Genomic DNA, 26401 nt, shown 5'->3' with positions numbered 1-26401 from the left:
CGCGATACGCCCCTCTTGCCGGGACGAGACGGGCGAGTTGATAGAACTGATTTGCCCGACACGTTAAGCGGAATATTTTTGCAATCGAGACTGGACGACCCAAATCACGTTGAAATGGCTAAGCAAATCGCCGTTTACGCGCAGCGGCTTTTTGGCCCGGTCGCTCTGCAGAAACGAAGCAGGATGCAGCCCGCAGAGCATAGTTCGAAATTGTAGCCCGCATGAGCTCCGCGATATGCGGGTCTTCTCTCAACGCTTGCATCCATTCGAAATTCGTTACGACGCCATAGAGTCGCCGCCACAACTTACGCACCATGAACCGAATGAAGCCGATTTAGATTTGATTCATCGTAATCGTTAGAATTCGATTCAAATTTTCCGTTCATGGTTGCCGCGCTCCGCGAAATTTTCATGTGATCAATTTTTCAGCAAAGCGCGTTTAATCGGAAATCATTGGCATGGCGACCGCTGGCGCAGGGCTAGGTTTTCGGGATTCTTGCGAAGAAGCAGGCGAGCAGCCGCATACCGCCGGCCTGAAATCGTTCGCTCCAAAACTTGTGGCCGTCTGCGTCATTTTTTGTGCGATGACATTTGCCGGCTGCGCGCGCAATCCGGCACAACGTGAAGTCAGTCCGGCCCTGCACGAAGGCAAAGCGCCTGCCGTCCGTGCTCCCGTACGCACCCGTCGATACTCCGAACCATATCGACATGCCGAACCAAAAGTCCGGCGGCCGTCGCTGGCGCTGCTGTCACCGCAGCCCGCCCCCGATTGCGAGTTCAAACGATCCGACCTCAAGACCGTCGATCCGGACGAATGGGCCCGCTTGAAGGTCGAGTACGAACGACAGTGCTACCAGGATGCCGAGCAAGCCGCACGCGAGCGCCTCGTCCTGCTGCAGGCGTCCAGCACATGCGAAATTGAGCCGGTTCGGCAACGAAGGCCGGCGCGATAACAACCCGCGCAACCGCGCGACGGCCGAGCATCTTCACCGGCTACCGCGTCAGCGGCGCTCACAGCCCGCACTCTCTACCTCCACAATCTACGCAAGAGTGACCGGTCTGAATCGATCCTGGCTGGTATTTTCCCGATGCCGGCGGTGCGCAGCCGTTCTCCATTTAGTCTTCGTTTTGCCATTCCAACCCTTCACGCTTTGCGCGGTGGGGATTTCCACCGGCTGCGCATTTTTTGGGCGTCGGCCGATATGGCTAAATTTATCGAGTAGCATCTGCATTTCAGTGAGTAGTAATGGCAACTCTTTACGATTTGCTGGGGGCGCTTCCGGACGACGACGCGGACGGTCTCAGAGCTGCATTCCGTAGAGCCGCGAAGGCAAGTCATCCCGACGTCAATCCCGGCAACCCGGAAGCTGCAGAGAGATTCAGGCGGATTGTCCGCGCCAACGCCATACTGAGCGACGGGCAGCAGCGAGCGACCTACGACCGGCTGCTCGAAGTCGCACGCCGGCAGCAAAGCCCGAAGCCAAAGCGCAGCAACTTCTCCGGCACGATCCGCAGGCTGGCCGCTGACGCAATCGCGAGTGCTGCTGTCTCCGCAGTGCTCGTCGGGGGTTACCTTCTGTTCAGGCCTGTCGACCGGCTGCCCATCGCTTCGGTGCAGGTGACCGAGGCGTCCAGGCGTGAATCCGTGCAGGTGCCCACCGCGACCGAAATATCCGACGCACACGGCCGAACCGGGCAACACGACCAGCTTGCAGTTGTCGGAGACGACGTGAATCTACGGAGCGTCGAAGCGCCGGCCAAACCTGACGGCATTGCACCTGCGGTGACGACAGGCATCGCACCTGCAAGTACCCATGCTTCCCCGGCTCGCGACGTCGGGATCAAGGACGCCAACTATTATCGAGAACGGGGTATTTCGGCGTATCGCGCCGGGGATCTTGTTATTGCGCTCGCCAACTTCGACTTGGCGATAGATATGGATCCTAGTTTATCAGATTCCTACATCAATCGCGGCATTGTCTTCCGTCGCCTGGGCGACCTGAAGCGCGCATTGTCCGACGTCGCCGAGGCCAAGCGCATCGAAAATTTGAATCGAAACAAGTCCCCTTCAGGGGCACGCACGCCCTGACGCCACTGGCAGATATTTTTTACGGAAGCCGGCTGCATTGGCTCGAGGTGCCAAGCTCCTCGCCGTCGGCAAGGTCTCGTTGGCGGCGCCACCTCGAAGCATTTTGAGTTGACAACGCGCTGACGCGCGCCAACATTGTGGCCGGGTCGATACACCCGCCGCCTGCGCCCTTCGGGGATGGTGAACGTATCAATCTATCTCCGCGCCCTCGCCATTGGCGAACGGGTCGGCAAGGCAGGCACCGATCTCCTCCGTTCGTCGATAGAGAGAGGTGCTCTCATGCGCGATTTCCGCGATGCGAAAGTCATGGCGCATTCCCTGCGCGATGCCTTGAAGGCCAAGGCTATGGAGATCACCCATAGCGAATCCCTGGAGCTGATCGCGAAGACGTTCGGCTACGACAACTGGAACATCCTGTCCGCCAAGATCGATACGGCGCAGCCACGTTCCGGTTCGGCTGCCGGATCCCAAGGTCCAACGGCACAAGCGGTGCTCTATTGTTCCTTCTGCGGCAAGAACCAGCATGAAGTGAACAAGCTGGTTGCCGGCCCGGCCGTCTTTATCTGCGACGAATGTATCGATCTGTGCAGCGACATCATCGACGAGCAACTGCTCCGGCTGATCGAAGGCGACGCGGAGAGCGCCCGGGCCATGTCCACCGAGACGCTGTCGCATTACGTCGAACACGCGAAGAAGGGAGAGCAACGCAATCGTCTCGTCTTGCAGCAGATCGAGCGAATGCTTGCAATTCGACGCAACGCGGAACCGGTGGATGATGATATCTTGACATCGTCCGGCATCATTCATTTGAAGAACAAGACGATTGACGAACTTCTCGCCAATCAGAAATTTCCGCAAGACCAACTGAAGCGGTACGAACAGGCCCTGCGCACGGCAACGCCCGTGCTCAATGAACGGAAGCAATGATCCGTCCACTTGTTCGGCATTAGAGTCCAGCCTAATCATGCATGCTGTAAAACGGCTCTGCGCGAGGTACGGCATGACATCCGAGATCACGATCAGACCCGCGGAAGAGTTTGATGTTCCTAAGCTCGTCCGTCTTTTACGTCGCTCCTGGCTTGTCACATGGGCTCCCGAACTGCCGTGGGAAGCTGTGCAGGCGTTTGCTGCTGCTGATCGTGCACGGTTGCACGCCGAGACGGGATGGAACAGTTTCACGGTTGCAGCGCGCGGAAACATGCTCCTTGGAATGGTCCATCCCGACCGCGACGTCATCGACGCGCTGCACGTTGATCCGGCCTGCTGGAATGACGGCGTGGGATCGAAGCTGCTCAGTGTGGCTGAGCGGCAAATCGCATCATCATACGCGGTTGCGCGATTGGAAGTGCGTAGCTTCAACACCCGGGCGCGCGCTTTCTACGCACGCCGAGGATGGGTGGAAGTGCGGCGTTATCCGGGAACAGAATGCGGAGCCCGGTCGAGAATGTCGAGATGCAGAGGACTTTTTGAGTGCTTGCAGCGCAGAGCTGTCTTGGCGCGCGCATAATTCCGGTAACCTCGGCCGGCTATCGGATGGCATTAGCCGCATTAGGACGGCGTATATACACCGGCGACACCTGGTGCTGCCCTGCCGGCAATACAGCTTCAGAATCTTGGCCAAGGCTGATGCTTGGCGCGCCATTTCGGGCCGGGGCCACGCATGTAGTGCAACTCGGGCCGGTAGCTATCGCGTACGTCCATAACCAGGTTGTGTGCGATGCTGGCGAACTCGGAGACTGTCTCAGCCGTCTTGCGAGCAAAGCCAGACATTGCGGACCAGCACGCAGAAGCGGGTGCGATCGCACGGATGCTTTTCCAAATCATCTTTCCTCTCCGGTTGGATGCGGGCACCGTGATGAAATAACGGACCGGAGTTGCGGGTGCGCCAGAGCGATTGCCGTGCCTGTAGAGCGATTGCTGCTAACGACTGCGCCTCCGCCAATCGCTCGGGGTTTCGCAGGTTCCGCGGATAGCTCGGCCAGTTACCCGCTGGTTTGTTTATTCCGCTATTGGCGGCACCTATCGGACATCGCAGGTCGATGGTGAAATGTCCGCTGCCGCCGAGCAGAACGGACATCGGCGTTCCACAACGCCCAATTTGCGAATCCGCAGGCGTGAAAAGACCGGTGGCACTTCGCCCTAATTCGTCACGGTCTCCCGCAACAGCTTGATACCATGCGCGAGTGCGCCCTGCATCAATAGCGTGTCAACGCCGTAGGCAATCATGCGAAATCCCTTGGCGCGAAAATCGCGCGCCCATTGCTCGTTGCCGGCGAGAAAGCCTGGCGTCTTGCCGTGCTTCCTGCACGCCTTGACCAGGCTATCGACGGCGGCATGGAATTTTGGATTGTCGAACTCCCCGGGGATGCCGAGGAAGTTCGTCAGATCGTAGTGACCAAGCCAGACCACGTCGACGCCGTCGACCGCCGCGATCGCCTCGACATTCGCGATGCCTGTTGCGGTCTCCACCAACGCGATCACCATCGTGCGTGCGTTCGCTCTCGCGATCTTGTCGGTCTCGGGCCCACCCGAATAGTCATCGTGCGCCGCTACATTGAAAGCGGCGCCACGTCGTCCTGCCGGCGGATATCTGGTGCAGTCAACGATCGCCCTTGCCTGCTCGGGTGTTTCGACCATCGGCACCATGATGCCCATCGCACCAATGTCGAGGGCACGCGCAATGTGATGGTAGTCGCCTGAGGGAACGCGGACGAAAGGCACCAGATCAAGCCCGCGGCAGAATGCGAATTGCGCCTTCATGGTCTCGAAGCCGACGCCTGAGTGCTCCATATCATAGAGGATGAACTCAGCGCCTGCTTCGCGGCAGATCGTCGGGTAGCCGGGCGTGAAGAACTCGAACGTCATCGTTCCGAACGCACAGCCGCCGGCCGCAAGGCGAGGTTTCAATGGGTTTGCGCGCAACGCATTTCCCCCGAAGTGCTCCATGGTCACCCGAGCATGGCGAGGCCGGTGACGGTCGTCAGCATTTGCTGCAACTTACGTGGGCCCCTGGTTTTGATCAATCCTGCCCTGCAAGATGGAGAGTACCCGCGGATCGACGCCTGGATTGCGGGGCGCAACTGAAGCTGATTTGATGCGCAAAACAATGATCTCGGGAGGCACTGCAGTGATGGACGGACCCGGTGGCGGAGCGGCGCGGCCAAGGCTTTTCCAGCCCATGACAATTCGAAACCTCACCCTGAAAAACCGGCTCGTCGTACCACCGATGGTCCATTACCGCTGCGATCCCGGCCACAGCTGCGGTGCCTTCCATCTTGTGCATCTCGGCCGCTATGCGCTGGGCGGATTTGGGCTGGTCTTTGTCGAGGCGACCGCCGTCGAGGAGGTCGGTCTCATCAACGAGAACGATCTCGGCATCTGGAACGAGGCCCAGGCCGAAAGCTTCAAACCGCTGGTCGCGTTCATGCGTCGCCAGGACACGGCGATCGGCATCCAGCTCGCCCATGGCGGACGAAAATCATCCTCGCAGACTGCGATGCAGGGCATGGGACCGCTGACCGAGGAGAACCTCAAAGCGGGCGCAAAACTCTGGCAGCCGGTCGGACCGACGGCCGAGCCAGTCGCGCCGGGCTGGCTGATGCCACGGCAGTTGACCACGGCCGAATGCCGAGCGATGCCCGCGACCTGGGCCAACGCCGCGCGCAATGCGGTGAAGGCTGGCTTCGACGTCGTCGAGGTTCACATGGCGCACGGCTACCTGCTGGCGTCCTTTCTCTCGCCGGTTTCCAATACACGCAATGATGAGTACGGCGGCGACCGTGCCGGCCGCATGCGCCTGCCGCTGGAGATTGTCGAGGCGGTGCGGCGCGAAATCCCGGCCGCGATGCCGCTGTTCGTGCGTGTTTCATCCGTCGATGGCACCCGCGAAGGCTGGAATATGGACGACACAGTGGCTTTGGCGCACGAACTGAAGGCGCGCGGAGTTGACGTGATCGACTGTTCCTCGGGCGGGATTGCCGGTGCTGCAACGGCAGCGCAGGTCACGCGCAGTCTCGGTTTCCAGGTTCCTTTTGCCGAGAGGGTTCGCAGGGAAGCAAACATCCCCACGATGGCCGTCGGCCTCATTCTGGAGGCCGAACAGGCCGAAGCCATCATTGAAAACGGCCAGGCCGATCTGATCGCGGTTGGTCGTCAGTCGCAATACAATCCCAACATCGCCCACCACTGGTCGCACGATCTCGGCATCAACAACCGCTTCGAGGAGTGGACGCCGGAATATGGCTGGTGGCTCGAAAAGCGGATCAGGACGATGGAGGGCTTTGCCACGCCGACGGGTACTGTTGTACGATCCTAGTGCGCCCCCATCCTGTCTGCCCGAGGGTTGAGGTCATGTACAAGACACCTGCATCATTATTCATAGCTATCGCAGCTGTTCTTTTTAGCCCGCAGGTGCGGGCGCAACAGGTTGCTGCCGAGACGCCGCAGGCCATGCTGTCGGCTCAGATTCGTACGCAGGGGTTCACCTGTGACAAGGCGCTCGGCGCCACCAGGGACAAAAAGCGCTCCCGGCCGGACCGCGCCGTCTGGGTCCTCAAATGCGGCAACGCGACATACCGGGTCACACGCGCTCCCGACATGGCGGCGAAGGTCGAACCGCTTCCGTGAAGCGAATGATTTCAGATTCCAAGTGCGAAAAGCCCGGTGCAAATCACAATCAAACTCAGCACGATAACCGCAAGGAAACTGGAAGAAGCAAAATCTTCGCGCATGACGACACCTATGCCTCAATCAGGCAAATACCTGGTGAATCAAATAGCCGCCGGACATTTAGCGTCGGAGCATTATACCATCGGTTCGTTTCAGGACGTTTTCGTCGCACGTGGAAAATGACTTCATCGGACGGCTCTACTGTTACGTGCCGCACGCCCCACGAAGCATCTTCACGGTCGTGAGAACCCGGCGGGCATCCGGATAGGCCTCACCGCCCCAGCGAGACGGATTTCCGAGATGTGGCGTGCTTCACACGCGGCTATCGCGCGCAAAATTACAGTTGTGCGCTCTATCTCGCCCTGACTGGCTTCTTCGGTTCAGTCGTGCTGCTGGGCCACTGTCATTAGTCGATCGACGTGCTGGCCGCGCTGTTCATCACCCACGGCGTCTTTCAGATTTCGTGCTGGCTATTTTGCCGGGATTACGCGCAGTTTCGCTCTTCCGAGAACCTGACAGCGCCACGACCAAAGCGGGCAAGCCGAAAGACATTGGCCCCAGCCGATGGCGGGGGCAAACGCGCGCCTAAACGGTTCGTACTGCACGTCGTCGGAGACGAGGCGATGCCGGGCGGCCAATCCAAGGCCGACTTGAATCATCCGAACGGATAGACGCTACCGGGTATTCCATCCGCTCGTAGGGTGGGCAAAGCGAAGCGTGCCCACCACAGCGCCCCCCTCGGGGTAATGGTGGGCACGCTGCGCTTTGCCCACCCTACGAGTCCTGCGATCAGCTCGTCGGCATGACGTAGGCGTAGATCCGGCCGCGCGAGACCGGGGCTTCGCGGACGCGGTTGCCATTGTTGCCGGAGATCATGATCGGATTGCCCTTGGCATCGATGCCGGTGATGATGCCGACATGGCCGCCGCGGCGGCCGCGCGTCATCACCGCAATCGCGCCGACCTGCGGGCCGGAAACGCGCTGGCCGTATTTCGCGAACGAGTTCGCCATGTCCGAGCCGGTGCCGCGATAGCCGGAATGCTGCAGAACCATGTTCATGAACCGCGCGCACCACAGGCTGCCGCGTCCCGTCGGGTTACCGCCGAGATGACGGCGCGCCTCGGCGACGACGTTCGATGAGGTGAAGCTGGACGCCATCGTGCCGCCGGGCGGCGTCATGGTTGAATTCGGCCCGACGCTTGCGCTCGTTGCGACGCTTGCATTCGGTGCGACGCTTGCATTGGCATCGGCAAGACCGCGCGCCTGCATCTGCGCTACGCCACGCTCCCAGCGCGACGCGTGCGCGGCGTGCTTGAGCCGGGAACGACGGCCGCGATCGGCGCGCGCCTCAGTGACGACGTTGGGCGCGCCGAAGCCGCCGGGCGCCACCATCTGGGGGTTGCTTTCCATGAAGCTCGGGTTGGTGCCGGCAAAGCCGCCAGCCTGCATTGGCACAACCCCGCGCGACATCCTGATCGCATGGCGATGGTGGCGATGGGCATAATGATGCTTCGCATGATGGCCGGCGTGATAAGCGCGAGCGTGTCGCCCTGCGCCGTGTTGAGGCCGTGCCGAAGCTGGAGTGACGAATGCAACGATAGAAACCGAACACAGTGCCAGCGCGATGAAACGAAGCGACCGGCGAAACGCAAACAACTGACGCATACTAAATCCTCTGTAGCCCCCACTTCCCCTTTGCGTTCGTCTACGAACGAACGCGGCCGGCGTTTTGCGTTGCGATGTGACGAGAGGAAGATTTCATGTGGCGGCCGGGAATCGATTCCGGGGTGCTTCCGCGATGATTCAATGGCGAAAATGAAACTAAACTGCCGCATTGCAGCCGCGAGAATTAATTGCAATTTTGCCGGCCCGCCACGTAATGATGTTACGTAAAAACAAGAAAATGGAGAGGAATCCGAATGCCCCATGCCGTCGCCAAAGATAACGTGCGTCTTCACTATGAGGAGGCGGGAAGCGGGACGCCGATCATCTTCCTGCACGAGTTCGCGGCCGACCACACCAACTGGGAGCCGCAGATGCGCTACTTCTCGCGCGGCCACCGCTGCATCGCCTATTCGGCACGCGGCTATACGCCATCCGACGTGCCGCCTGACGCCGCCGTCTACACTTACAAGCACTTCTATGCCGACGCGCTCGCCGTGCTCGATCACCTCGGCATTGCCAAGGCGCATTTCGTCGGCCTGTCGATGGGCTCCTATTCGTCGCTGCAGATCGGCCTCAACGCGGCCGACCGCGCGCTGTCGATGACGCTCGCTGCGGTGGGCGCCGGTTCGGAGCTAGAAAATCTCGACGCCTTCCGCGCGCAGTGCCGGGCCAATGCCGAGCAGTATGAGGCGATCGGCTCGGCCGAAGTCGCCAAGGTGACGCGCGAGGCGCCGAGCCGGATTCCGTTTCTGCTGAAGGACCCGCGCGGCCATGCCGATTTCTACGCCGCGCTGGCGCGGCATGACGCCAAAGGCTCGGCCAATACGATGCGCAGCTTTCAGGGCCAGCGTCCCTCGATCTACACCATGACGGATGCGATCCGGCGCGTGCCGACGCCGGCGCTGATCCTGTGCGGCGACGAGGACGACAATTGCATCGGGCCGAGCCTGTTCCTGAAACAACATCTGCCGGCCGCCGGGCTCTCGTTCTTTCCGAAGTCGGGCCACGTGCTCAATCTGGAGGAGCCGGCGCTGTTCAACGAGATGGTGGAACGGTTCATTGCGCTGGTCGAGGCCGGGAGATGGCCGGTGCGCGATCCGAGGTCGACGGTGGCGGCGGTGGTTTAGGCTGTCACTTCCCCGCCCCGCCCCGGCTCAGCAAAAACACTCCCTGCTCGCCGAACATGTTCCAGACCCACCAGGGCAGGTTCAGCGGCACCGGGCGGCCGTAGAGATCGAGCGCCACCGCGCGCTCCATCTTGACGTTGATCGCGTCGCACAGTTCGACGAAATCCTTGATGGTGCAGAAGTGGATGTTGGCCGTGTCGTACCAGGTCGCCGGCAAATTCTCGGTGCGCGGCATGTGGCCGCCGACGAGGAGCTGCAGCCGCATCTTCCAGAAGCCGAAGTTCGGAAACGAGACGATGGCGCGCCGGCCGATCCGCAGCAGGTTCTCCAGCACGACCTTCGGCTGCCGCGTCGCCTGCAGCGTCTGCGACAGGATCACGTAGTCGAAAGCGTCATCCGGATAATTGACGAGGTCGGTGTCGGCATCGCCCTGCACCACCGCGAGCCCCTTGGCGACGCAGTGGTTGACACCCTCGCGCGACAGCTCAATGCCGCGGCCGTCGATGCCGCGGCTCTCCAGGAGTTGCAGCAACTCGCCGTCGCCGCAGCCGACATCGAGCACTTTTGAGCCGCGTCCGATCATGTCGGCGACCAGCAGGTGATCGGTGCGATACTTGCCCGTGCGGTCCGGAGCTATGCCGCCGAGCGGCAACGCCTGTTCCTGAAGCGCCATGTCAGCTACCTGTACTACCGAGACCACGCGCCTTGCCGGCTGATTCCAGGAAGGCGCGGGCAATGTCAAAAAACTCCGGCACATCGAGCAGGAAGGCGTCGTGGCCACGATCGGTTTCGATCTCGGCGAACGACACCCGCGCGCTCGAGGCGTTCAGCGCATGCACCAGCGCCCGCGATTCCGAGGTCGGGAACAGCCAGTCCGAGGTGAACGACACCACGCAGAAGCGGGTCTTGATGCCGCGAAACGCCTGTGCCAGCACGCCGCTGTGGTCGGCGGCGATATCGAAATAGTCCATCGCGCGCGTCAGATAGAGATAGCTGTTGGCATCAAAACGCTCGACAAAGGACGAGCCTTGATAGCGTAGATAGCTTTCGACCTGGAAATCCGCATCGAACGAGAAGGTCGGCAACTCGCGATCCTGCATCCGTCGTCCGAACTTGCGATGCAGCGCGGCGTCGGAGAGATAGGTGATGTGCCCGGCCATCCGCGCCACGGCCAATCCACGATGCGGATGGGTGCTGCGTTCGAAATAGCGCCCATGATGCCAGTCCGGATCGGCCATGACAGCCTGTCGGCCGAGTTCGTGAAACGCAATGTTTTGCGCCGAATGGCGTGTCGAGCAGGCGACCGGCAGCGCCGAAAACACGCGCTCCGGATAGGCGGCGGTCCATTGCAGCACCTGCATGCCGCCCATCGATCCGCCGGTCACGCACAACAACGTTTCGATGCCCAGCCGATCGAGCAGCATGGCCTGCGCGCGGACCATGTCGGGGATGGTGATGACAGGAAAATCCAGCCCCCAGGGCTTTCCGGTGGCCGGATTGGTCGACGCCGGGCCGGTCGATCCCATGCAGCCGCCGATCACATTCGCACAGATGATGAAGTATCTGTCGGTATCGAGCGGACGGCCGGGACCGACCATGATTTCCCACCAGCCGGCCTTGCCGGTCAGAGGATGCACATTGGCGACATGCTGATCGAGGGTCAGCGCATGGCAGATCAGAATGGCGTTGGAGCGGTCGGCGTTCAGTTCGCCATAGGTCTGATAGGCGATCTGGAACGGCGCGAGATCAATGCCGCAATCGAGCTTCAGCGGCTGATCCATCCCGAACTTCGCCACCAGCGACGTCGGATGGTCGGCCTCATGGGCGCGATCCTCGTTGAGGATCGAGGGGCTCGGTATCGGATGCACGTTTGTCATCGTGGCGACCTTCCTCCTCGCGGAGGCTCTACGGACAGAATCAGGCCATAAAAAACCCGGCCTGAACGAAAGGTTCGGCCGGGATCAACTCTGTCCCCGGCCTGTTTAGCGAGTTGTTTAACGTGGCTGCAAGCCGGCCGGCTCAAATGACCACGGAATGGAACAAAGCTAGTCCGGCCTAAGCATTTCGTCAAGGCAGGCGGGGGCCGGACACCATGGTTAACCGGATCGTGCAGGGCTCCCCCGTGACGTTTCTCTTTGCTTTCGGCGCCCGTCTTTCCTAATCAATGCGACTGTCTGCCGGGCGCATCGGGCTGTTCCGGCACCAAGGTTTTCACGATGTCCAAGGCCCCCCCCGCCCCGCCCTCACTGCAGGAATTGCGCAAGGAGATCGATGCGATCGACGAGCAGGTCCATCGCCTCTTGATGGCGCGCGGCGACATCATCGACCGGCTGATCCAGGTGAAGCAGACCCAGGAAGTCGGCTCCGCGTTCCGCCCGGCGCGGGAGGCCAGCATGATGCGGCAACTGGTGCAGCGCCATCGCGGCATCCTGCCGCTCGACACCATCGAGAGCATCTGGCGCGTCATCATCTCGACCTTCACTTATGTCCAGGCGCCGTTCGCGGTGCATGCGGACGTCTCGGTCGGCGAACCCGCGATGCGGGATTCGGCGCGCTTTCACTTCGGCTTTGTCGTGCCTTATGTGGGCCATTTCAGCGCGCAGGCCGCGGTGGAAGCGGCGGCGAAATCGAAGGGCGATCTCGCGCTGGTCTCGGCGATTTCGAGCCGCACGCCGTGGTGGAATTTGCTCGAGACGGACGGCGCGCCAAAAATCATCGCCCGGCTGCCGTTTCTCGAACGCGCCGATCATCCGGCAGCGCTCCCGGTGTTCGTGATCTCGCGGGTCGCCGACGATGCCATGGTGACGGAAGTCCAGATGTGGAGCGTGCGCGTCGCCGGCTGGAATGCCGATACCGCCCGCGCGCTGGCGCCGCTTGCCGAAATCGTCGCCGTGCCCGATACCGCCTTCGACGGCGCGGCGCTCTTGGTGTCGGATGCCGGCACCGGCTTCGAGAAGATCAAGGCGGCCCTGATCCAGGCCGGCGCCTCGGTGCGCTCCTCGGCCCTCGTCGGCAGCCACGCAACGCGCTATACGGTGCCCCCTAACGGGGCAGCCAAGTCTTAAGCCGCCAAGTCCTAAGCCGCCTTGAATATCCGGAGCCAGAAGATGAACCGCCCCGTGCCGAATCCCGGCATTCTCGATATTGCGCCCTACACGCCCGGCAAGACGCCGGTGCCGGAGCCGGGCCGCAAGGTGTTCAAGCTGTCCGCCAACGAGACCCCGTTCGGGCCGTCGCCGAAAGCGATGGAAGTCTACAAGCAGGCGGCGGCGCATCTGGAGGACTATCCGGAAGGCACGTCACGGGTGCTGCGCGAGGCGATCGGCCGCGCTTATGGGCTCGATCCCAACCGCATCATCTGCGGCGCCGGCTCGGACGAAATCCTCAATCTCCTGGCGCACACCTATCTCAGCCATGGGGATGAGGCGATCTCCACCGCGCACGGTTTTCTGGTGTACCCGATCGCCACCATGGCGAACGGCGCCAGGAACATCGTCGCGCCCGAGACCAACTTCACCGCCGACGTCGACGCCATCCTTGCGCGCGTGACGCCGAAGACCAAGCTGGTGTGGCTGGCCAATCCGAACAACCCGACCGGGACCTACGTGCCGTTCGACGAGGTCAAGCGGCTGCGTGCAGGTCTGCCGCCGCATGTGCTGCTGGTGCTGGATGCCGCCTATGCCGACTACGTGTCGCGCAACGATTACGAACTCGGGCTGGAGCTGGTGGCGACCACCGAAAACACCGTGATGACCCATACGTTCTCCAAGATTCACGGGCTGGCGGCCTTGCGGATCGGCTGGATGTTCGGCCCCGCCAACATCATCGACGCCGTCAACCGGATCCGCGGGCCCTTCAACGTCTCGACGCCGGCGATGCTGGCGGCGGTGGCCGCGATCGAGGACACCGCGCATGTCCAGATGTCGAAGGCGTTCACCGAGCAGTGGCGCAACTGGCTGACGGAAGAGATCGGCAAGCTCGGGCTCAAGGTGACGCCGAGCGTGGCGAATTTTGTGCTGATCCACTTCCCGCAGGAGAAGGGCAAGACTTCGGCGGACGCAGACGCGTTCCTCACCAGGCGCGGCCTGGTGCTGCGGGCGCTGAACAATTACGGCCTGCCGCATTCGCTGCGCATGACCATCGGCACCGAGGAGGCCAATCGCCTTGTCGTCGATGGCCTGCGCGACTTCATGGCGGCCAAGTGAACACGGCGCCGATTTTCCGACGCGTCGCGCTGATCGGCTTCGGCCTGATCGGCGGTTCGATCGCGCGCGCCGCGCGGGCCCAGGGGCTTGCCAGCGAAATCGTCACCACCGCGCGTTCGGAGAAAACCCGCGCGCGGGTGACCGAACTCGGCATCGTCGACCGCGTGCTGGAGACCAACGCGGAAGCCGTTGCGGACGCCGACCTCGTGATCCTCTGCATCCCGGTCGGCGCCTGCGGGCCGGTCGCGCAGGAGATCGCACCGTTCCTCAAAGCCGGCGCGATCGTGTCCGACGTCGGCTCCGTCAAGGGCGCGATCGTCCGAGAGATGGCGCCGCATCTGCCGGCAAACGTTTATTTCGTTCCGGCCCATCCTGTCGCGGGCACTGAGCACTCCGGTCCGGATTCCGGTTTCGCCGAACTTTTCATCGACCGCTGGTGCATTCTCACGCCGCCTGAAGGGACCGACCTTACGGCCATCGAAGCGCTGCGCGCGTTCTGGGCCGGCATGGGTGCCAAGGTCGAGACCATGACGCCTGATCACCACGATTTGGTGCTGGCGATCACCAGCCACCTGCCGCACCTGATCGCCTACACCATCGTCGGCACCGCTGACGAGCTGGCGCAGGTGACGTCCTCTGAAGTGATAAAATTCTCCGCCGGCGGTTTTCGCGATTTCACCCGCATCGCGGCGTCTGACCCGACGATGTGGCGCGACGTGTTCCTGAACAACAAGGAAGCCGTGCTGGAAATGCTCGGCACCTTCAACGAGGATCTCTCAAAACTCACCCGCGCCATCCGCCGCAACGACGGCGAAGCGCTGTTCGAGCATTTCAGCCGCACCCGCGCCATCCGCCGCGGCATCGTCGAGATCGGCCAGGATTCGGCGGCGCCGGATTTCGGCCGGCCGCATCCGCCGTTGAAGAAGGCGGAGTGAGGCGATACGGCTTCGTCGCTTACGCGCCGTTCTCTCGGCCGTCATTGCGAGCGAAGCGAAGCAATCCATCTATCCCCGTGTGGAGGCGTGGATTGCTTCGCTTCGCTCGCAATGACGTGGAGAGATTCGCGCGTAATGCCGAAAGCACCCGTAGGATGGGTGGAGCGAAGCGATACCCATCGCTGCCGTCAACTGCGGTGATGGGTTTCGCTGCGCTCTACCCATCCTACGGTCTCAAAACAGCGGTGGCACCTGCCCCACTTTCAGCGGTCCGAGAAACACCGCGCCGTCGACGAAGCGCAGCGGGAAGGCGCGGGCCTTCTTGCCTTCGAGTTCCGCCTCCTTGCCGAGCGAATTGATGCCGGCGGCGACGCCTGTATTGGCGTTCTGCTTGACGACCTTGCCGAGCCCCGGGATCGCCCTGTCGAGCGCGCCGAACAGATTGTTGAGGTCCTGCGTCTTGACGCCCGGGGCTACGCGATCGAGCGTTGCCTGTGGCACGCCCTCCTCCAGCATTTTTTCGATTCCCAACGCTGGAATCACTTTCTCGATGCCCGCCACCGTCATCTGCAATTCGCCGTCGATCCGCCCCTGGGCGTTGAGGCTCAACGTGCCCGCGGCAACCGAGATCAGATCGCCCTGCTGAATCCGCGATCGCACGATCTCGACACGGCCGCCCGCCGCCTGCAATTCCCTGAACCGTTCCGGCCAAGGCTTCGGCGAAAAATCCTTCAACCCGGTGAGCTTGGTCTGGATATCGGCGTCGAACGGCGCCGCGAGCACCGGGTGCACCTCCTGCAAGCTGCCGCCCGATATCTGCAGCACCGTATCGATCACAGGCTGATCCTTGGTCGAGCCATCGGCAAGGCGGCCGTGCAGCTCGATATGGCCGGCGCGCGCGAGCGGCGTCTGCACAGGACCGTTGATGCGGTCGATCGAGGGATTGTCGAACACGATGGAAGCGCGCTGCGGAACGTCTGGCAGACCGGTCACGCTGCTGCGGCCGCTGGTCCAGTTCACCTTCATCGACGGCGGCTGACCGCGATCGGCCAGAGTCGCCGGCGCCTTGAACTCGGCGATCAGGAGTTTCGGCTGGTAGATCTGCGCGATCACCATGATCTCGCCGAGCCGCGCGGTGAACGGCGTCTGCGCGCCCGCCACTTGCGAAACCAGCGAAACGCTGGCGTCGTCGCAGCGGACTTCGAAGCGGAACGGGAAGCCGGCCACCGAGCGCTTGCCGCAGGCATAGACCCGGCCGGCTTTTGCCTCCTGCACCGCCCACGCATCGGCGCGCACGCCGACCTCGGAAGCGGCATAGAACCAGAACGCGCTCCATGCCGCGGCGGCGACGACGAGCAGTGCGGGCATGATGAAGAGGCGCCACAGCGGGCGCCGGCGCGGCGCGGGGGTCATGTCAGGCATGCGGCGTCCTTTGACTAGCGATTTTGTCAAATGTAAGCGTTCACTCGCCACAACAAAAGGCATTGAAATCACTTCGCTTTGCGGTCCCGTTCTGGTAGCGGTGCAGGGCATGTCCGCGAAGACACTCAACGATACGGAATTCTCGACAGGCGACCTCTGGGTGTTCGGTTACGGCTCCCTGATGTGGCGCCCGGGGTTCGAATTCATCGAACGGGTTCCGGCGCGGCTGATCGGCGAACACCGCGCGCTCTGCGTCTATTCCTTTGTCCATCGCGGCACGCCGGAGAAGCCGGGCCTCGTGCTCGGCCTCGACCGCGGCGGCGCCTGCCGCGGAGTCGCGTTCCGCGTCGCGGAAAGGAACAGTGCCGCGACCATCGCCTATTTGCGCGAGCGCGAGCAGGTCACCTCGGTCTACCGCGAGGTGAAACGATCGGTGTGGCTGGAAAACGAAGCTCGCCAGCGCGTCAGCGCCCTCGTCTATGTGGTCGACCGCGGCCATGTGCAATATGCCGGGCGGCTGTCGCTCGCAGAGCAGTTGCGTCATGTGCTGCAAGGGCACGGACAGTCCGGCGTCAACCGCGACTATGTTGTGGCTACCGTAAAGGCGATCGAGGCGGAAGGTTTTCGCGATTCCCAACTGCATCGGCTCGCGGCGATGCTGCACGATCAACATCAACCGTCTCTTCCCGCAGAGAACAGCGACCGTTGAGCTGGGGTGTGACTCGCAGAGCCGACTGAAATGAAATCCACTGGCCGCGACAGCCAGTATCCGCCATTGGCGGCGAAGCGGACCTCGAAGGTCGAGACTGGGCATGTCTGTTAATGACTGACCCGTAGCCGTTTGCCGTTTGAACTCCCGCGTCAGCTTATGGAGCCGGACATGGGGCAGAAGAGGTGAGAACTTTCCGACAATTAAGTCAGGAAGGCTGCCGGCTAGCTCATGAAAGACTGCCCCCCTGACGCCGCTGTTCTGGCCAGAATGAGGAGTTACATGTCAAAGTGTTAAGCTCAGGGCGCTGAGGAAGTCATGCTGCATACGAAAGCCTTTTGGGCGACTCTTCAAATCACAGGAATTCTTGCAGGAAGCCCAGCTACAGCCTTTGCTCAGAAAATCTATGATGCTGGCGCAAGTGATACCGAGATCAAGATCGGCAATATCGGTCCTTACAGTGGGCCGGCCTCCGCGTATGCGGCGATCTCAAAGACGTTCGTTGCGTACTTCAAGATGTTGAATGAGAAGGGGGGAATAAATGGCCGGAAGGTAACGATCCTGTCTTACGATGATGCCTACAGCCCCCCAAAAACCGTCGAACAAGCGCGCAAGCTGGTTGAAAGCGATGAGGTTTTGGCAATCGCCGGCGTCGTAGGAACGCCGGGCAACTCGGCAATTCAGCGCTATATGCATCAACGTGGAGTGCCGCATCTGTTTTTTGGTAGTGGCGCCAGCAAGTGGGCAGATCCAAAAAACTTTCCCTGGAGCATGGCTTGGCTTCCCAGCTACCGAGACGAAGCGCGGATCTATGCGCGCTACATTCTAAAAAATTATCCCGGCAAGAAAGTAGGTATTCTGTTTCAGAATGACGATTTCGGAAAGGACTATCTAGTCGGCTTCAACGAGGTCTTTGGCAGCGCGAAGTCTCAAATAGTCACTGCTGAAGTCCCCTTCGATGTTTCACAGCCTTCTATCGATCCTCAGATCGTGCAGATCAAGACGTCTAACCCCGACGTTTTCGTGAACATTGCTACACCCAAGTTTGCAGCTCAGGCGATCAAGAAGATTGGTGATCTGGGTTGGAGGCCCGTGCATTTTATCACAAACGTTTCAGTCTCGGTCAGTGCGGTGCTGAAGCCAGCCGGATTGGAAAATTCTCAGGGGATAATGAGCGCTGCCTATCTGAAAGATCCGAACGATCCTCAGTGGAAAGACGATGCAGGCATGAACGAGTTTCGCGCTTTCATGTCGAACTTCTTTCCGGAAGGAGATGCTGCCGATGCGTTGACCGTCTCCGGATACAGTATCGCAGAGACTTTGCTCCAAGTCCTGAAGCAATGCGGCGACGACCTCACACGCAAAAACGTCATGCGACAAGCAGCAAACCTGGATATGGTTTCTGGTGTTGCGCTGCCTGGAATCAGGTTCAAGACATCGCCGACTGACTATTCCCCTATCGAGCAAATGCAGCTCATGCGCTTCCAGGGGGATAGTTGGCATCTCTTCGGCCAACTAACGAGTGTTGGAGCGGAAAACAATTAGCGTGTCCGCGTATACCTACTACATCCGTCCAGCCCTAATCCCCAATCAGACATTTCGACTGTGGATTGCAGCGGACGGGGACATCCACGACACCTTGAAATCGCATTGTAAAACATCCGGTTGTCAGTCGAACTGGACGGATCCTCGCTGATCCACGATAATGGGGTGACAGCGCGGCAATAATAGCTAATCCGCCAGTCCGCGTTACCGAAGAGTTGACCCATATGGCACAGAGCGGTTTTCACGGTCAGAAGTGGAAAGAGCTCCTGCACCTTCAGAACGCACCGTCATCGCTGATCACGCGGTCAGTGCGTGGCGCCGAGGTCGCAGCCACCGAAACGCGGGATGACAACCCCGTTCCAGGGCTGTGCGGCAGAATTGCACCCGAAGATGCCTATATCTTTAGCTTGAAATTGCGCGATTACCCCGACTGCGAATACTGGGAGCATGGCAAGTGCGTGATCAAGCCCGATATTCGGGTAGGTCAGACCTATATTTACGACATGAAGGAGGACCCGCGCTATCTGATCGATAAGCCATTTCACTCCCTTAATTTCTACATTCCGGCTTTGGCTCTCAACGGCATCGCAGGGCAGTTCGGCGTCCGGCGCGTCGGTCAACTCGACTATCAGTACGGCACCGGCTTTCACGATGAGGCTGTGCATCACATCGGCGCATCGCTCTTGCAGGCATTGCGCCGGCCATCCGAAGCGAACCAGCTTTTCGTCGATCACATGATGCTTGCGTTCACAGCGCACGTCGCTCAGACGTATGGCGGACTGCGAAACGCCGAGCACGCGCGCGGCGGTCTTGCTCCCTGGCAGGCGAAGCGGGCCTGTGAAAGGCTCGAATCTGATCTCAGCGGGAAACTTACGTTGCAGGAAATCGCCGCTGAGTTCGACCTCTCGGTTAGCCATTTTTCTCGAGCATTTCGAACCTCCGTCGGCCTGCCACCACATCAGTGGCTCCTTCGCCAACGCGTGAGCACTGCCAAGCAGTTGATGACCATTCGCGGCCTATCGCTTGCTGAAATCGCGATATCGGCCGGGTTTGCCAGTCAAAGTCACTTTACGCGAGTATTTTCGATGCTGGTCGGCGTCAGCCCGGGCGTGTGGCGTCGCGAAGCACAGGGCGCCCCGGAAAGTGAAACGTAAGCCAGGACGACCGCTGTCGCACTCGGCATGTCGGCATCCGGCCTAAAGCTAACATGCCGATCGGTCTGACTAATGTCCGCTTTGGAGGGCACGTCGACACGGAGCCGGACGCACCATTCGCGGATGAAACGCGCCCTAGTTGGCCTGCGCCGTCGCCGGCCGGCGCTGCGCCGGCGCGGGCGCGGGCGGATCGGAAAGTTCGGGCACCAGATCGATGCCGGCACCGGCCAGCCGCACCCGCACTTCGGCGGCGACATATTTGACATATTCCGACAGCAAGAGACGCAGCGTCGTGCCGCTGGTCCACCACGGCTCGTCGCGCCATCGGTCGCCGACCACCGCGAACGGAATCAGCGTGACGTCGGGGATCGCATGCGACAGCTCCACGATCGCCCGCGGCATGTGGTAGTTCGACGTCACCACGATCAGCGACTTGAAGCCGCGCTCGCGGACCCAGCGGCGTGTCTCGGCAGCGTTGCTCCTGGTATTGACGGAACGGTCGAGATCGACGCAACAGCGCAACAGCAGCGACTGGTTGTCGGGCAGCGAGCGCGAAATGTCGCTCAGGGCATTGGTCGGATGCGCGCCCGAGATCAACAGTCGCTTGCCAAAACCGCCGGCCAGCAATTCCATCGCATCCGACACTCGCGACGAGCCGCCGGTCAGCACCACGATCCCGTCGGCGTTGCGCGCAGGCTTGATTTCGACGCCGCGCAATTGCGAGAGAAAGGCGATGAAGCCCACGGCCGCGCCGACGAACAGGATCGCCATGGTGCCGACGATGGCCGCGCGCAGCCATCCGCGCGGCCGCGCGGCCGGCGCCCTCGGCGTGCTGTCGTGCTGCAAATCCATATGGCCCGGCGATCCCTCTTCCCACGTACAATTCTAGAACGTTTTCAGGCGAAGTGGAGTCCCGGCCTACCCCGGATCATGTCCCCAGAACATGCTTCGCCGGAAAACGCCATTCGCCGAATCAATCGATGTCGTCCAGCGTGGCGAACAGCGTTCGCCGCGAGGCCCAGCCGGTTATGGCGGCGATCGCCACGGCCTGTACCGCGAGCGCCAGATAGCCCGACGGCGGCAGCGAAAACGTCCCCAGCAGCGCGGCGAATTGATCGCCGACGGGGGTGCCCGAGAACCAGGCGGCGATCGATTCGGAGAAGCCGAAACCCAGCATCGCGGCGCCGCCGCCGATCACCCCGCCCTCCAGCCCGAGCCTGAGAAAATGCCGCAGGAAATGGTTGGCGATATAGCGGTCGCCGGCGCCGACGAAGTGCAGCACCTCGACGATCGGGCGGTTCGCCGCCATCGCACCGCGGGTCGCGAACGAAACCGAGATGATCGTCGCCGCGATCACCAGCACGAGGATACCGATGCCGGCGAACACGGTGGCGCCGGTCATCGAGCGCATGCGCTCGATCCAGGCGCGATGATCGTCGACGCTCGCCGACGGCGCCACCTGGGTCACCCTGGAGCGCAATGCCGCAAGGTCGAGCGTGGTGCCGGGCTGGACGCGCGCCACGACGACGCGCGGCACCGGCAACTGCTCGATCGACAGCCCGCTGCCGAGCCACGGCTCGAGCAACCTGGCCGATTCGTCCTTGCTGAACGGCTTGACCTGGACGATGCCGGGCTGCGTCCGCATCGCCTCCGCCGCCGCGGTCACGTCGCGATCGAGATCGCGCCCTGCCTGCGGGCGCACCTGCATGGTGATTTCGCTGGCGACTTCCGACTGCCATTCCGCGGCCGATGCGCTGACGAGCAGCACGGTGCCGGTGGTGATGGAAGCGAGGAACGTCATGATGGCGACGACCGCGACCAGCGCGCGGCCGGAGATCGACGCCCGCGGCACGATCGGCGACATGTTGCGCGCGCGCGCCGGGACCTGCGGGCGCTCCGTCCCGAGATCCACCAGCGTCCCATGTTCGTCACCGACCCTACTCATAGATGTGCAACCGCCCCTGGTGCAGCACCATCCGCCGCGCCTCGTACTGGTCCATCAGCGTGATGTCGTGGGTCGCGATGATGACCGCGGTGCCCAGCCGGTTCAATTCGATGAACAGCCGCAGCAGGCGCCGGCCGAGCGTCGGGTCGACGCTGCCGGTGGGTTCGTCCGCCAGCAACAATTGCGGCCGCGAGATCACCGCGCGCGCGATCGCGGCGCGCTGCTTCTCGCCGCCCGACAGGATCGGCGGCAGCGCATCCATGCGCTCGCCGAGGCCGACCCACTTCAGGAGGTCGATCACCTCCCGGCGATAGCTGGATTCTTCGCGGCCCATCACGCGGAACGGCAGCGCCACGTTCTCATAGGTCGTCATGTGATCGAGCAGGCGGAAATCCTGCAGCACGATGCCGATCTTCTGGCGCATGTTCGCGACCTGATCCTTGCCGAGCAGCGAGACGTCCTGGCCGAACAGGTTGACGAGGCCGCGCGTCGGCCGCAGCGACAGAAACAACAGCCGCAGCAACGAGGTCTTGCCCGCGCCCGAGGGACCGGTGAGGAACTGGAAGGAATGGGCCGGGATCAGGAAGGAGAGGTCGCGCAAAATCTCCGGGCCGAGCCCGTACCGCAAACCGACATTTTCGAACCGAACCAAGCTCAGCTCCGCTCGACATGAACCGTGGCCGGAAACCCCGGACTTGAACCTGGACCCGAACCTGAACCTTGGGCTCGTAGCCCGCCGGTTTGGGTACTGACCGGACAAAACGGTTTTGCGACCGTTATGGTTTCCGATTCGTTAACAGTCGCTATGTAGCATCCGGGCAAAGACACGGGTGAGTTGGGCTCCATGCATATCATTTGCCCCCATTGTACAACATCTTACGCCATCAATCCGGCCACCCTGGGCGCCGGGGGACGTACCGTGCGCTGCTCCCGATGCAAGGAAACCTGGCTGGCGCGGCCCGAAGACGCGATCGAAATGGCCGCCGCCGTGCCGGCGATGGCGCAATCGAGCCAGCCGGCCGCAAACGATGCCGCGGCCGAATGGGAAGCGCTGGCGCGCGAGGAGGAGGGGCAGGACGCCCCTGTTGTCGACAGCCCCTCGATTTCGGCCGGCTGGCCGGCCGAGGGCGAAGGTTCGCAACCAGGCGGCGACAGCGACTGGCCGTCGGCCGCCCGGCTGGATGCGGAGGACCATGAGGAAATCCCGATCACCACGCACCGCCAGCGGTTGGCCCGCCTTTTCCGGCTGCCGTCCCTGCCCCGCATCCCCTTCATGCCGGCCGTCGGCCTGCCGACCGCCTGCGCCGCGATGGGCGCGCTGATACTGGGGCTGATGATCTGGCGCGCCGATGTCGTGCGGCTGCTGCCGCAAACCGCGACGTTCTACAAGATGGTCGGGCTGGAAGTGAACCTGCGCGGGCTGGCGTTCAAGGACATCAAGATCACCAACGAGACCGTGGACGGCAAGCCGGTCCTGGTCATCGAAGGCACGATCATCGGCGAGACCAAAAGGCCGGTCGAATTGCCGCGGCTGCGCTTTTCCGTCCGCGACGCGCAGGGCGCGGAGGTCTACGCCTGGAACGCGGTGCTCGAGCAGCCGGTGCTCAACCCCGGCGAGCGCGCCTACTTCAAGTCGCGGCTGGCTTCGCCGCCGCCCGAAGGCCGCAATATTGACGTACGCTTTTTCAACAAGCGGGATCTGGCCGGCCATGCCTGAACAAGGCCCGCCTGTTCCGCTGAGGCGAGAGAGACGACTTCATGCCACGCGTGCTGATTGCCGATGACGAAGATTCCATGCGCTCGCTGGTGGCGCGCGCCATCGCCATGGACGGCCACGAGACCGTCACCGCCGAGGACGGCGCCGAAGCGCTCGATATCCTGACCCGCGAACAGGGCACGTTCGACCTGCTGCTGACCGACATCCAGATGCCCGTGATGGACGGCATCGCACTGGCGCTGACGGCGGCGCGCGATTTTCCCAACCTGAAGATCCTGTTGATGACGGGCTTCGCAGATCAGCGCGAACGCGCCTCCGGCCTCAGCGCCATCGTGCACGACGTGGTGACGAAGCCGTTCTCGGTGCACGACATCCGCACCGCGGTCGCGGACGCGCTGGCGGCGAAGAAGGCCTAGCCAAGCCCGAATCCGTAGGGTGGGCAAAGCGAAGCGTGCCCACCATTCTCGACAACCGCGAAAAATGGTGGGCACGGCGCTATGCGCCTTTGCCCACCCTACGCATCCGGCGAAATCAATAATCCTTCAACAGCCGCTCGATGTAATCGAGTTCGATCTGCGGACGGGACGGATCGCCGAGACGGCGGCGCAGTTCTTCGAGGATCCGGCGCACCCGCTGCACGTCGATCTCGCCGGGGATCTTCACGGTATAATCGTCGGTGAACTCGTTGTTGCGCATCGGCCGTCCCAGCGGATCGGTCGAGTTGGCCGCGCCCTGCTGGCGGCCTCTGGGATTGCCGGGGCCGTCGCCCGGCTGATCGCCGTCACCCTGCTGCATGGCCTCGGCCAGACTCTGGGCACCCTTGCGCAGCGCGTCCAGCGCGCGACCTTGCGAGTCCACCGCCCCATCGGCATTGCCCTCGCCGAGCCGGCCGGTGGCATCGCCCATCGCGTTATCGGCCTGATCGAGCCCGTCCTCGCCGTCGCCCTGGTCGCCGCCTTGACCCTGCTGGCCCTGCCCTTGTTCGCCGCGCTGACCTTGCTGGCCCTGCTGCCCCTGTTGGCCGCGCTGGCCCGGCCCCATGCCGCGCTTGGCGAGTTCTTCCTGCAGTTTCTTCAGCCGGTCGCGCAGGCCCTGCTGGTCCTGCTGCAGGTCGCCCATGCTCTGGTCGCCCTGCTTGCCGCGCATGCGGTCGCGCCTGGAATCCTGGCCCTGCTTGTGGGTCTTGTCGCGCAATTGCTGCTGCTTGCGGATCATGTCGCCGAGTTCGTTCAGCGCCTGCTCCATCTCGTTGTCGCCGCCCTGGCCGGGCTGCGCCATCTGCAGGTTTTCCAGCATCTGCTGCAGCTGTTCCAACAACTGCTTGGCGGCATCCTTGTCGCCGGACCGCGACAGCCGCTCCAGCCGGTCGAGCATGCTCTTGAGATCCTGCTGACTCAGCATCTTGGTGTTGGGATCGAGCGGACGCGCCAATTGCTGCGGATTGTTGCGCAGCTGCTCGGCAAGCTGGCGCAGGAAATTGTCCAGCGCGGCGCGCAGATTATCCGTGAGCTTCTTGATCTCTTCGTCGGTGGCGCCGCGTTCCAGCGCCTGCTTGAGCGCCTCCTGCGCCGCGCGCAGCGCCTTGTCGACATCACTGATGTTGCCGTCCTCGATGGTGACGGCAAGCGACCACAGGCTGGCGACGACCTCGCGCAGCGCAGCGTCGGTGCGCGCCGCCTCGAGTTGGTGCTTAACGCTGAAGAGGCCGAGATAATGGCCGGCCTCCGGCGTGAACAGTTCCGGCGCGATCATCAGCGCATCGAGCGCGGTATAGACCAGCGCATTCTGGTTGGCGTCGAGCGCCAGGATACGGCGCTGTTCGATCAGGGCGCGCGCCAAAGGCTTGGTGAACAGCCGCTCCGGCAGCCGCATGTTGAAGGGCTCGCTCTTGCCTTCATTGCCGGCCTCGTCCTTGGCCGTGAGCGTCAGCGTCACATCGGCGCCGGCATAGGGATCTTCGCTGAGATCCTTCACCGTCTGGCCGACGCCATTGCGGGTACGCGCGTTCGGCAGCACCAGCGCAAACTGCGGCGGCTCGAACAGCGGCCGCGGCTCGGCCTTGTCGGCCTCCTTGGTCTTGCCTTCCTTCGCATCGGGAGTCTTGGCATCGGAGTTCTTGGCATCGGAGATCTTGGCCGCATCCGCGTTGCGGGCGACGAATTGCGCGCGCGCTTCGGTGACGCCGTAATCGTCCTCGAGCTTGTAGGACATCTGCAGCGAACCGCGGGCCTGGCGTTCCGGATCCTTGGCAAGTGAAACAATCGGCGCGCGGTCGGGCGTGGCCGCGAAGCGCCACAGCGGCTGGCCGGACGGCGCGCGGACATGCGCGCTGCCGTCGCCCGTGATCTTGAAATGCCGTTCGTTGGTGCCCTTGGGCGCCTGCTCGCCCGACGCGATTTCGGTCACGCCGCCGCCGACCACGACATCGATGGTGCCGCCGCTGGAACGCACCAGCAGCGTGCTGCCTGACGGCACCGGCAACGGTGCCCCGCTATCGGGCGAAGCCGCATCCCTGGCGGCGGACAGAATGACCGGCGGCTTGCCGGTATAGACCGGCGGGGTCACCCAGGCATCGACCCGGACGTTGGCCGGCGCCAGCACGCCGTTCCAGTCGAACGCCACGGCAATGCGCAGCGCGCGCTCGTCGCCGGCGGCGACATAGGCGGCCGCCAGCATCACCATGACCAGCGCGCGCAGCGCCCAGGGATCGTGGATCGGCAGCCGCGGCGAAGGCAGCCCGGCGCGGATCCGCTTGATCGAAGCCAGCGTGCGCTCGCGCTGCTCCCGCCACAGCGCCTGCGCGATCGGGTCCTTGGTCTGGAGCGTGTCGGTCAGCGCGGTCGCCGGGCGGTGGCGAATGCCGGTGCCGCGGTCGAGCCGGCTTAACGCCTCTTCGCGGGTCGGCCAGCGAAACCGCGCGAGCGGGAACAACGCTGCCAGCGCCAGCAGGACGAACAGGCCGATGCCGACCGCGCGTGCAAGGAATGGGAGCGCCAGCCACAATCCGGCCCAGGACGCCACCAGAAACAGTCCGACGACGCTCAAAATCCGGGCGAAGCCCGGCCAGGCGCGCTCCCACGCGATCGCATACTGAGCCCGTCGCAGGGCCTGCGTCAGTTGAAGCCGCGCGACAGCATTCGGTTCGCGCGCGGGCTGTGAGGGGTCAGGTGAGGCGCCGCTCAATAAACTCTCCGGGTTGCCGACAAGTCAGCCTAGCACA

General features: G+C 62.6%; 24 protein-coding genes, 2 pseudogenes and 1 riboswitch. Of the genes and pseudogenes, 16 read left to right on the top strand and 10 right to left on the bottom strand.

What is annotated here, in order from left to right:
• The first annotated feature begins 458 nt into the window (after positions 1–458).
• The 5 genes and pseudogenes from IVB22_RS10545 (at position 459) to IVB22_RS10530 (ending at position 3596) form a co-directional block, all read left to right on the top strand.
• Complete coding sequence (locus tag IVB22_RS10545) at positions 459–953, top strand: hypothetical protein (protein WP_247517264.1); 495 nt, start codon at positions 459–461, stop codon at positions 951–953.
• Between the two features lie 293 nt (positions 954–1246).
• A complete protein-coding gene (locus IVB22_RS10540) occupies positions 1247–2089 on the top strand; it encodes a J domain-containing protein (RefSeq protein WP_247517263.1) in 843 nt (280 codons plus the stop codon).
• 177 nt (positions 2090–2266) lie between these two features.
• Positions 2267–2536 (top strand): annotated as a pseudogene (locus IVB22_RS41575) (glyoxalase superfamily protein); the annotation flags it as partial.
• A 42-nt stretch (positions 2537–2578) separates the two neighbouring features.
• Positions 2579–2696: pseudogene (locus tag IVB22_RS41570) on the top strand (ClpX C4-type zinc finger protein); the annotation flags it as partial.
• A 393-nt stretch (positions 2697–3089) separates the two neighbouring features.
• Positions 3090–3596, top strand: coding sequence for a GNAT family N-acetyltransferase (locus IVB22_RS10530; protein WP_247517261.1), 507 nt, complete (start codon positions 3090–3092; stop codon positions 3594–3596).
• 234 nt (positions 3597–3830) lie between these two features.
• Here IVB22_RS10530 and IVB22_RS10525 read toward each other — a convergent pair whose 3' ends face one another.
• Positions 3831–4166 carry a hypothetical protein gene (locus IVB22_RS10525; protein WP_247517260.1) on the bottom strand — a complete coding sequence of 112 codons (336 nt, stop codon included), beginning with the start codon at positions 4164–4166 and terminating at the stop codon, positions 3831–3833.
• Positions 4167–4228: 62 nt separating this feature from the next.
• A complete protein-coding gene (locus IVB22_RS10520; RefSeq protein ID WP_247517259.1) occupies positions 4229–5011 on the bottom strand; it encodes an HpcH/HpaI aldolase/citrate lyase family protein in 783 nt (260 codons plus the stop codon).
• Between the two features lie 256 nt (positions 5012–5267).
• Between IVB22_RS10520 and IVB22_RS10515 the strand changes: the two genes are divergently transcribed.
• Positions 5268–6404, top strand: coding sequence for an NADH:flavin oxidoreductase/NADH oxidase (locus tag IVB22_RS10515; RefSeq protein ID WP_247517258.1), 1137 nt, complete (start codon positions 5268–5270; stop codon positions 6402–6404).
• A 35-nt stretch (positions 6405–6439) separates the two neighbouring features.
• Entirely contained in the window at positions 6440–6715 is a 276-nt protein-coding gene (locus IVB22_RS10510) for a hypothetical protein (protein ID WP_247517257.1), read from the top strand.
• Between the two features lie 831 nt (positions 6716–7546).
• Here IVB22_RS10510 and IVB22_RS10505 read toward each other — a convergent pair.
• A complete protein-coding gene (locus IVB22_RS10505) occupies positions 7547–8149 on the bottom strand; it encodes a TIGR02594 family protein (protein WP_374207521.1) in 603 nt (200 codons plus the stop codon).
• A gap of 527 nt (positions 8150–8676) precedes the next feature.
• Here IVB22_RS10505 and IVB22_RS10500 point away from each other — a divergent pair.
• Positions 8677–9549, top strand: a complete 873-nt coding sequence (locus tag IVB22_RS10500; protein ID WP_247517255.1) for an alpha/beta fold hydrolase — start codon at positions 8677–8679, stop codon at positions 9547–9549.
• A 4-nt stretch (positions 9550–9553) separates the two neighbouring features.
• Here IVB22_RS10500 and metW read toward each other — a convergent pair whose 3' ends face one another.
• The gene (gene metW, locus IVB22_RS10495; protein WP_247517254.1) at positions 9554–10222 is read right to left on the bottom strand and encodes a methionine biosynthesis protein MetW; all 669 of its coding nucleotides are present in this window, start codon (positions 10220–10222) and stop codon (positions 9554–9556) included.
• A 1-nt stretch (position 10223) separates the two neighbouring features.
• Positions 10224–11426, bottom strand: coding sequence for a homoserine O-acetyltransferase (locus IVB22_RS10490; RefSeq protein WP_247517253.1), 1203 nt, complete (start codon positions 11424–11426; stop codon positions 10224–10226).
• Positions 11427–11510: 84 nt separating this feature from the next.
• Positions 11511–11590, bottom strand: a riboswitch (SAM riboswitch).
• A 175-nt stretch (positions 11591–11765) separates the two neighbouring features.
• Here IVB22_RS10490 and IVB22_RS10485 point away from each other — a divergent pair.
• Genes IVB22_RS10485 through IVB22_RS10475 form a run of 3 tightly spaced genes read left to right on the top strand, consistent with a single transcriptional unit; the run spans position 11766 to position 14689 of the window.
• Positions 11766–12614, top strand: coding sequence for a chorismate mutase (locus IVB22_RS10485; RefSeq protein WP_247517252.1), 849 nt, complete (start codon positions 11766–11768; stop codon positions 12612–12614).
• A 42-nt stretch (positions 12615–12656) separates the two neighbouring features.
• Positions 12657–13754 carry a histidinol-phosphate transaminase gene (gene hisC, locus IVB22_RS10480; RefSeq protein WP_247517251.1) on the top strand — a complete coding sequence of 366 codons (1098 nt, stop codon included), beginning with the start codon at positions 12657–12659 and terminating at the stop codon, positions 13752–13754.
• Positions 13751–14689: a prephenate/arogenate dehydrogenase family protein gene (locus IVB22_RS10475; RefSeq protein WP_247517250.1), complete on the top strand. Its 939-nt coding sequence runs from the start codon at positions 13751–13753 to the stop codon at positions 14687–14689. The genes hisC and IVB22_RS10475 overlap by 4 nt, the downstream gene beginning before the upstream one ends.
• A gap of 234 nt (positions 14690–14923) precedes the next feature.
• On the opposite strand, the gene IVB22_RS10470 is transcribed toward IVB22_RS10475, so the two are convergent.
• Positions 14924–16111, bottom strand: a complete 1188-nt coding sequence (locus IVB22_RS10470; protein ID WP_247517249.1) for a DUF2125 domain-containing protein — start codon at positions 16109–16111, stop codon at positions 14924–14926.
• A 109-nt stretch (positions 16112–16220) separates the two neighbouring features.
• On the opposite strand from IVB22_RS10470, the gene IVB22_RS10465 reads away from it, so the two are divergent.
• The 3 genes from IVB22_RS10465 to IVB22_RS10455 all read left to right on the top strand — a co-directional run bounded on the left by IVB22_RS10465 (position 16221) and on the right by IVB22_RS10455 (position 19519).
• On the top strand, positions 16221–16820 hold the full coding sequence (locus tag IVB22_RS10465; protein WP_247517248.1) for a gamma-glutamylcyclotransferase: 600 nt from the start codon (positions 16221–16223) through the stop codon (positions 16818–16820).
• Between the two features lie 318 nt (positions 16821–17138).
• Positions 17139–18365, top strand: coding sequence for an ABC transporter substrate-binding protein (locus tag IVB22_RS10460; protein ID WP_247517247.1), 1227 nt, complete (start codon positions 17139–17141; stop codon positions 18363–18365).
• A gap of 224 nt (positions 18366–18589) precedes the next feature.
• Complete coding sequence (locus IVB22_RS10455; RefSeq protein ID WP_247517246.1) at positions 18590–19519, top strand: AraC family transcriptional regulator; 930 nt, start codon at positions 18590–18592, stop codon at positions 19517–19519.
• Between the two features lie 135 nt (positions 19520–19654).
• Here IVB22_RS10455 and IVB22_RS10450 read toward each other — a convergent pair whose 3' ends face one another.
• From IVB22_RS10450 to ftsE, 3 genes are all read right to left on the bottom strand, one after another.
• Positions 19655–20371 carry a YdcF family protein gene (locus IVB22_RS10450; RefSeq protein ID WP_247517245.1) on the bottom strand — a complete coding sequence of 239 codons (717 nt, stop codon included), beginning with the start codon at positions 20369–20371 and terminating at the stop codon, positions 19655–19657.
• Positions 20372–20492: 121 nt separating this feature from the next.
• The gene (locus tag IVB22_RS10445) at positions 20493–21464 is read right to left on the bottom strand and encodes an ABC transporter permease (RefSeq protein WP_247517244.1); all 972 of its coding nucleotides are present in this window, start codon (positions 21462–21464) and stop codon (positions 20493–20495) included.
• Positions 21457–22116, bottom strand: a complete 660-nt coding sequence (gene ftsE, locus IVB22_RS10440; protein WP_247517243.1) for a cell division ATP-binding protein FtsE — start codon at positions 22114–22116, stop codon at positions 21457–21459. Before ftsE ends, IVB22_RS10445 begins: the two co-directional genes overlap by 8 nt.
• 192 nt (positions 22117–22308) lie before the next feature.
• Between ftsE and IVB22_RS10435 the strand changes: the two genes are divergently transcribed.
• Together IVB22_RS10435 and IVB22_RS10430 are read left to right on the top strand one after the other, a co-directional pair.
• The gene (locus tag IVB22_RS10435) at positions 22309–23181 is read left to right on the top strand and encodes an MJ0042-type zinc finger domain-containing protein (RefSeq protein ID WP_247517242.1); all 873 of its coding nucleotides are present in this window, start codon (positions 22309–22311) and stop codon (positions 23179–23181) included.
• A 41-nt stretch (positions 23182–23222) separates the two neighbouring features.
• A complete protein-coding gene (locus tag IVB22_RS10430; protein WP_247517241.1) occupies positions 23223–23597 on the top strand; it encodes a response regulator in 375 nt (124 codons plus the stop codon).
• Positions 23598–23712: 115 nt separating this feature from the next.
• On the opposite strand, the gene IVB22_RS10425 is transcribed toward IVB22_RS10430, so the two are convergent.
• Positions 23713–26364 carry a TIGR02302 family protein gene (locus IVB22_RS10425; RefSeq protein WP_247517240.1) on the bottom strand — a complete coding sequence of 884 codons (2652 nt, stop codon included), beginning with the start codon at positions 26362–26364 and terminating at the stop codon, positions 23713–23715.
• Positions 26365–26401: the final 37 nt, after the last annotated feature.

Source organism: Bradyrhizobium sp. 190 (assembly GCF_023073415.1).
Classification (GTDB): Bacteria; Pseudomonadota; Alphaproteobacteria; order Rhizobiales; family Xanthobacteraceae; genus Bradyrhizobium.
This window is presented reverse-complemented; position numbering and strand designations above follow the sequence as displayed.

What these genes read in the sequence shown, in the direction of transcription:
- IVB22_RS10545 (WP_247517264.1), top strand. Translation starts at nt 459, where the DNA reads ATGGCGACCGCTGGCGCAGGGCTAGGTTTTCGGGATTCTTGCGAAGAA.
- IVB22_RS10540 (WP_247517263.1), top strand. Translation starts at nt 1,247, where the DNA reads ATGGCAACTCTTTACGATTTGCTGGGGGCGCTTCCGGACGACGACGCG.
- IVB22_RS10530 (WP_247517261.1), top strand. Translation starts at nt 3,090, where the DNA reads ATGACATCCGAGATCACGATCAGACCCGCGGAAGAGTTTGATGTTCCT.
- IVB22_RS10525 (WP_247517260.1), bottom strand. Translation starts at nt 4,166, where the DNA reads ATGTCCGTTCTGCTCGGCGGCAGCGGACATTTCACCATCGACCTGCGA.
- IVB22_RS10515 (WP_247517258.1), top strand. Translation starts at nt 5,268, where the DNA reads ATGACAATTCGAAACCTCACCCTGAAAAACCGGCTCGTCGTACCACCG.
- IVB22_RS10510 (WP_247517257.1), top strand. Translation starts at nt 6,440, where the DNA reads ATGTACAAGACACCTGCATCATTATTCATAGCTATCGCAGCTGTTCTT.
- IVB22_RS10505 (WP_374207521.1), bottom strand. Translation starts at nt 8,149, where the DNA reads ATGGTGGCGCCCGGCGGCTTCGGCGCGCCCAACGTCGTCACTGAGGCG.
- IVB22_RS10500 (WP_247517255.1), top strand. Translation starts at nt 8,677, where the DNA reads ATGCCCCATGCCGTCGCCAAAGATAACGTGCGTCTTCACTATGAGGAG.
- metW (WP_247517254.1), bottom strand. Translation starts at nt 10,222, where the DNA reads ATGGCGCTTCAGGAACAGGCGTTGCCGCTCGGCGGCATAGCTCCGGAC.
- IVB22_RS10490 (WP_247517253.1), bottom strand. Translation starts at nt 11,426, where the DNA reads ATGACAAACGTGCATCCGATACCGAGCCCCTCGATCCTCAACGAGGAT.
- IVB22_RS10485 (WP_247517252.1), top strand. Translation starts at nt 11,766, where the DNA reads ATGTCCAAGGCCCCCCCCGCCCCGCCCTCACTGCAGGAATTGCGCAAG.
- hisC (WP_247517251.1), top strand. Translation starts at nt 12,657, where the DNA reads ATGAACCGCCCCGTGCCGAATCCCGGCATTCTCGATATTGCGCCCTAC.
- IVB22_RS10470 (WP_247517249.1), bottom strand. Translation starts at nt 16,111, where the DNA reads ATGCCTGACATGACCCCCGCGCCGCGCCGGCGCCCGCTGTGGCGCCTC.
- IVB22_RS10465 (WP_247517248.1), top strand. Translation starts at nt 16,221, where the DNA reads ATGTCCGCGAAGACACTCAACGATACGGAATTCTCGACAGGCGACCTC.
- IVB22_RS10460 (WP_247517247.1), top strand. Translation starts at nt 17,139, where the DNA reads ATGCTGCATACGAAAGCCTTTTGGGCGACTCTTCAAATCACAGGAATT.
- IVB22_RS10455 (WP_247517246.1), top strand. Translation starts at nt 18,590, where the DNA reads ATGGCACAGAGCGGTTTTCACGGTCAGAAGTGGAAAGAGCTCCTGCAC.
- IVB22_RS10450 (WP_247517245.1), bottom strand. Translation starts at nt 20,371, where the DNA reads ATGGATTTGCAGCACGACAGCACGCCGAGGGCGCCGGCCGCGCGGCCG.
- IVB22_RS10445 (WP_247517244.1), bottom strand. Translation starts at nt 21,464, where the DNA reads ATGAGTAGGGTCGGTGACGAACATGGGACGCTGGTGGATCTCGGGACG.
- IVB22_RS10435 (WP_247517242.1), top strand. Translation starts at nt 22,309, where the DNA reads ATGCATATCATTTGCCCCCATTGTACAACATCTTACGCCATCAATCCG.
- IVB22_RS10430 (WP_247517241.1), top strand. Translation starts at nt 23,223, where the DNA reads ATGCCACGCGTGCTGATTGCCGATGACGAAGATTCCATGCGCTCGCTG.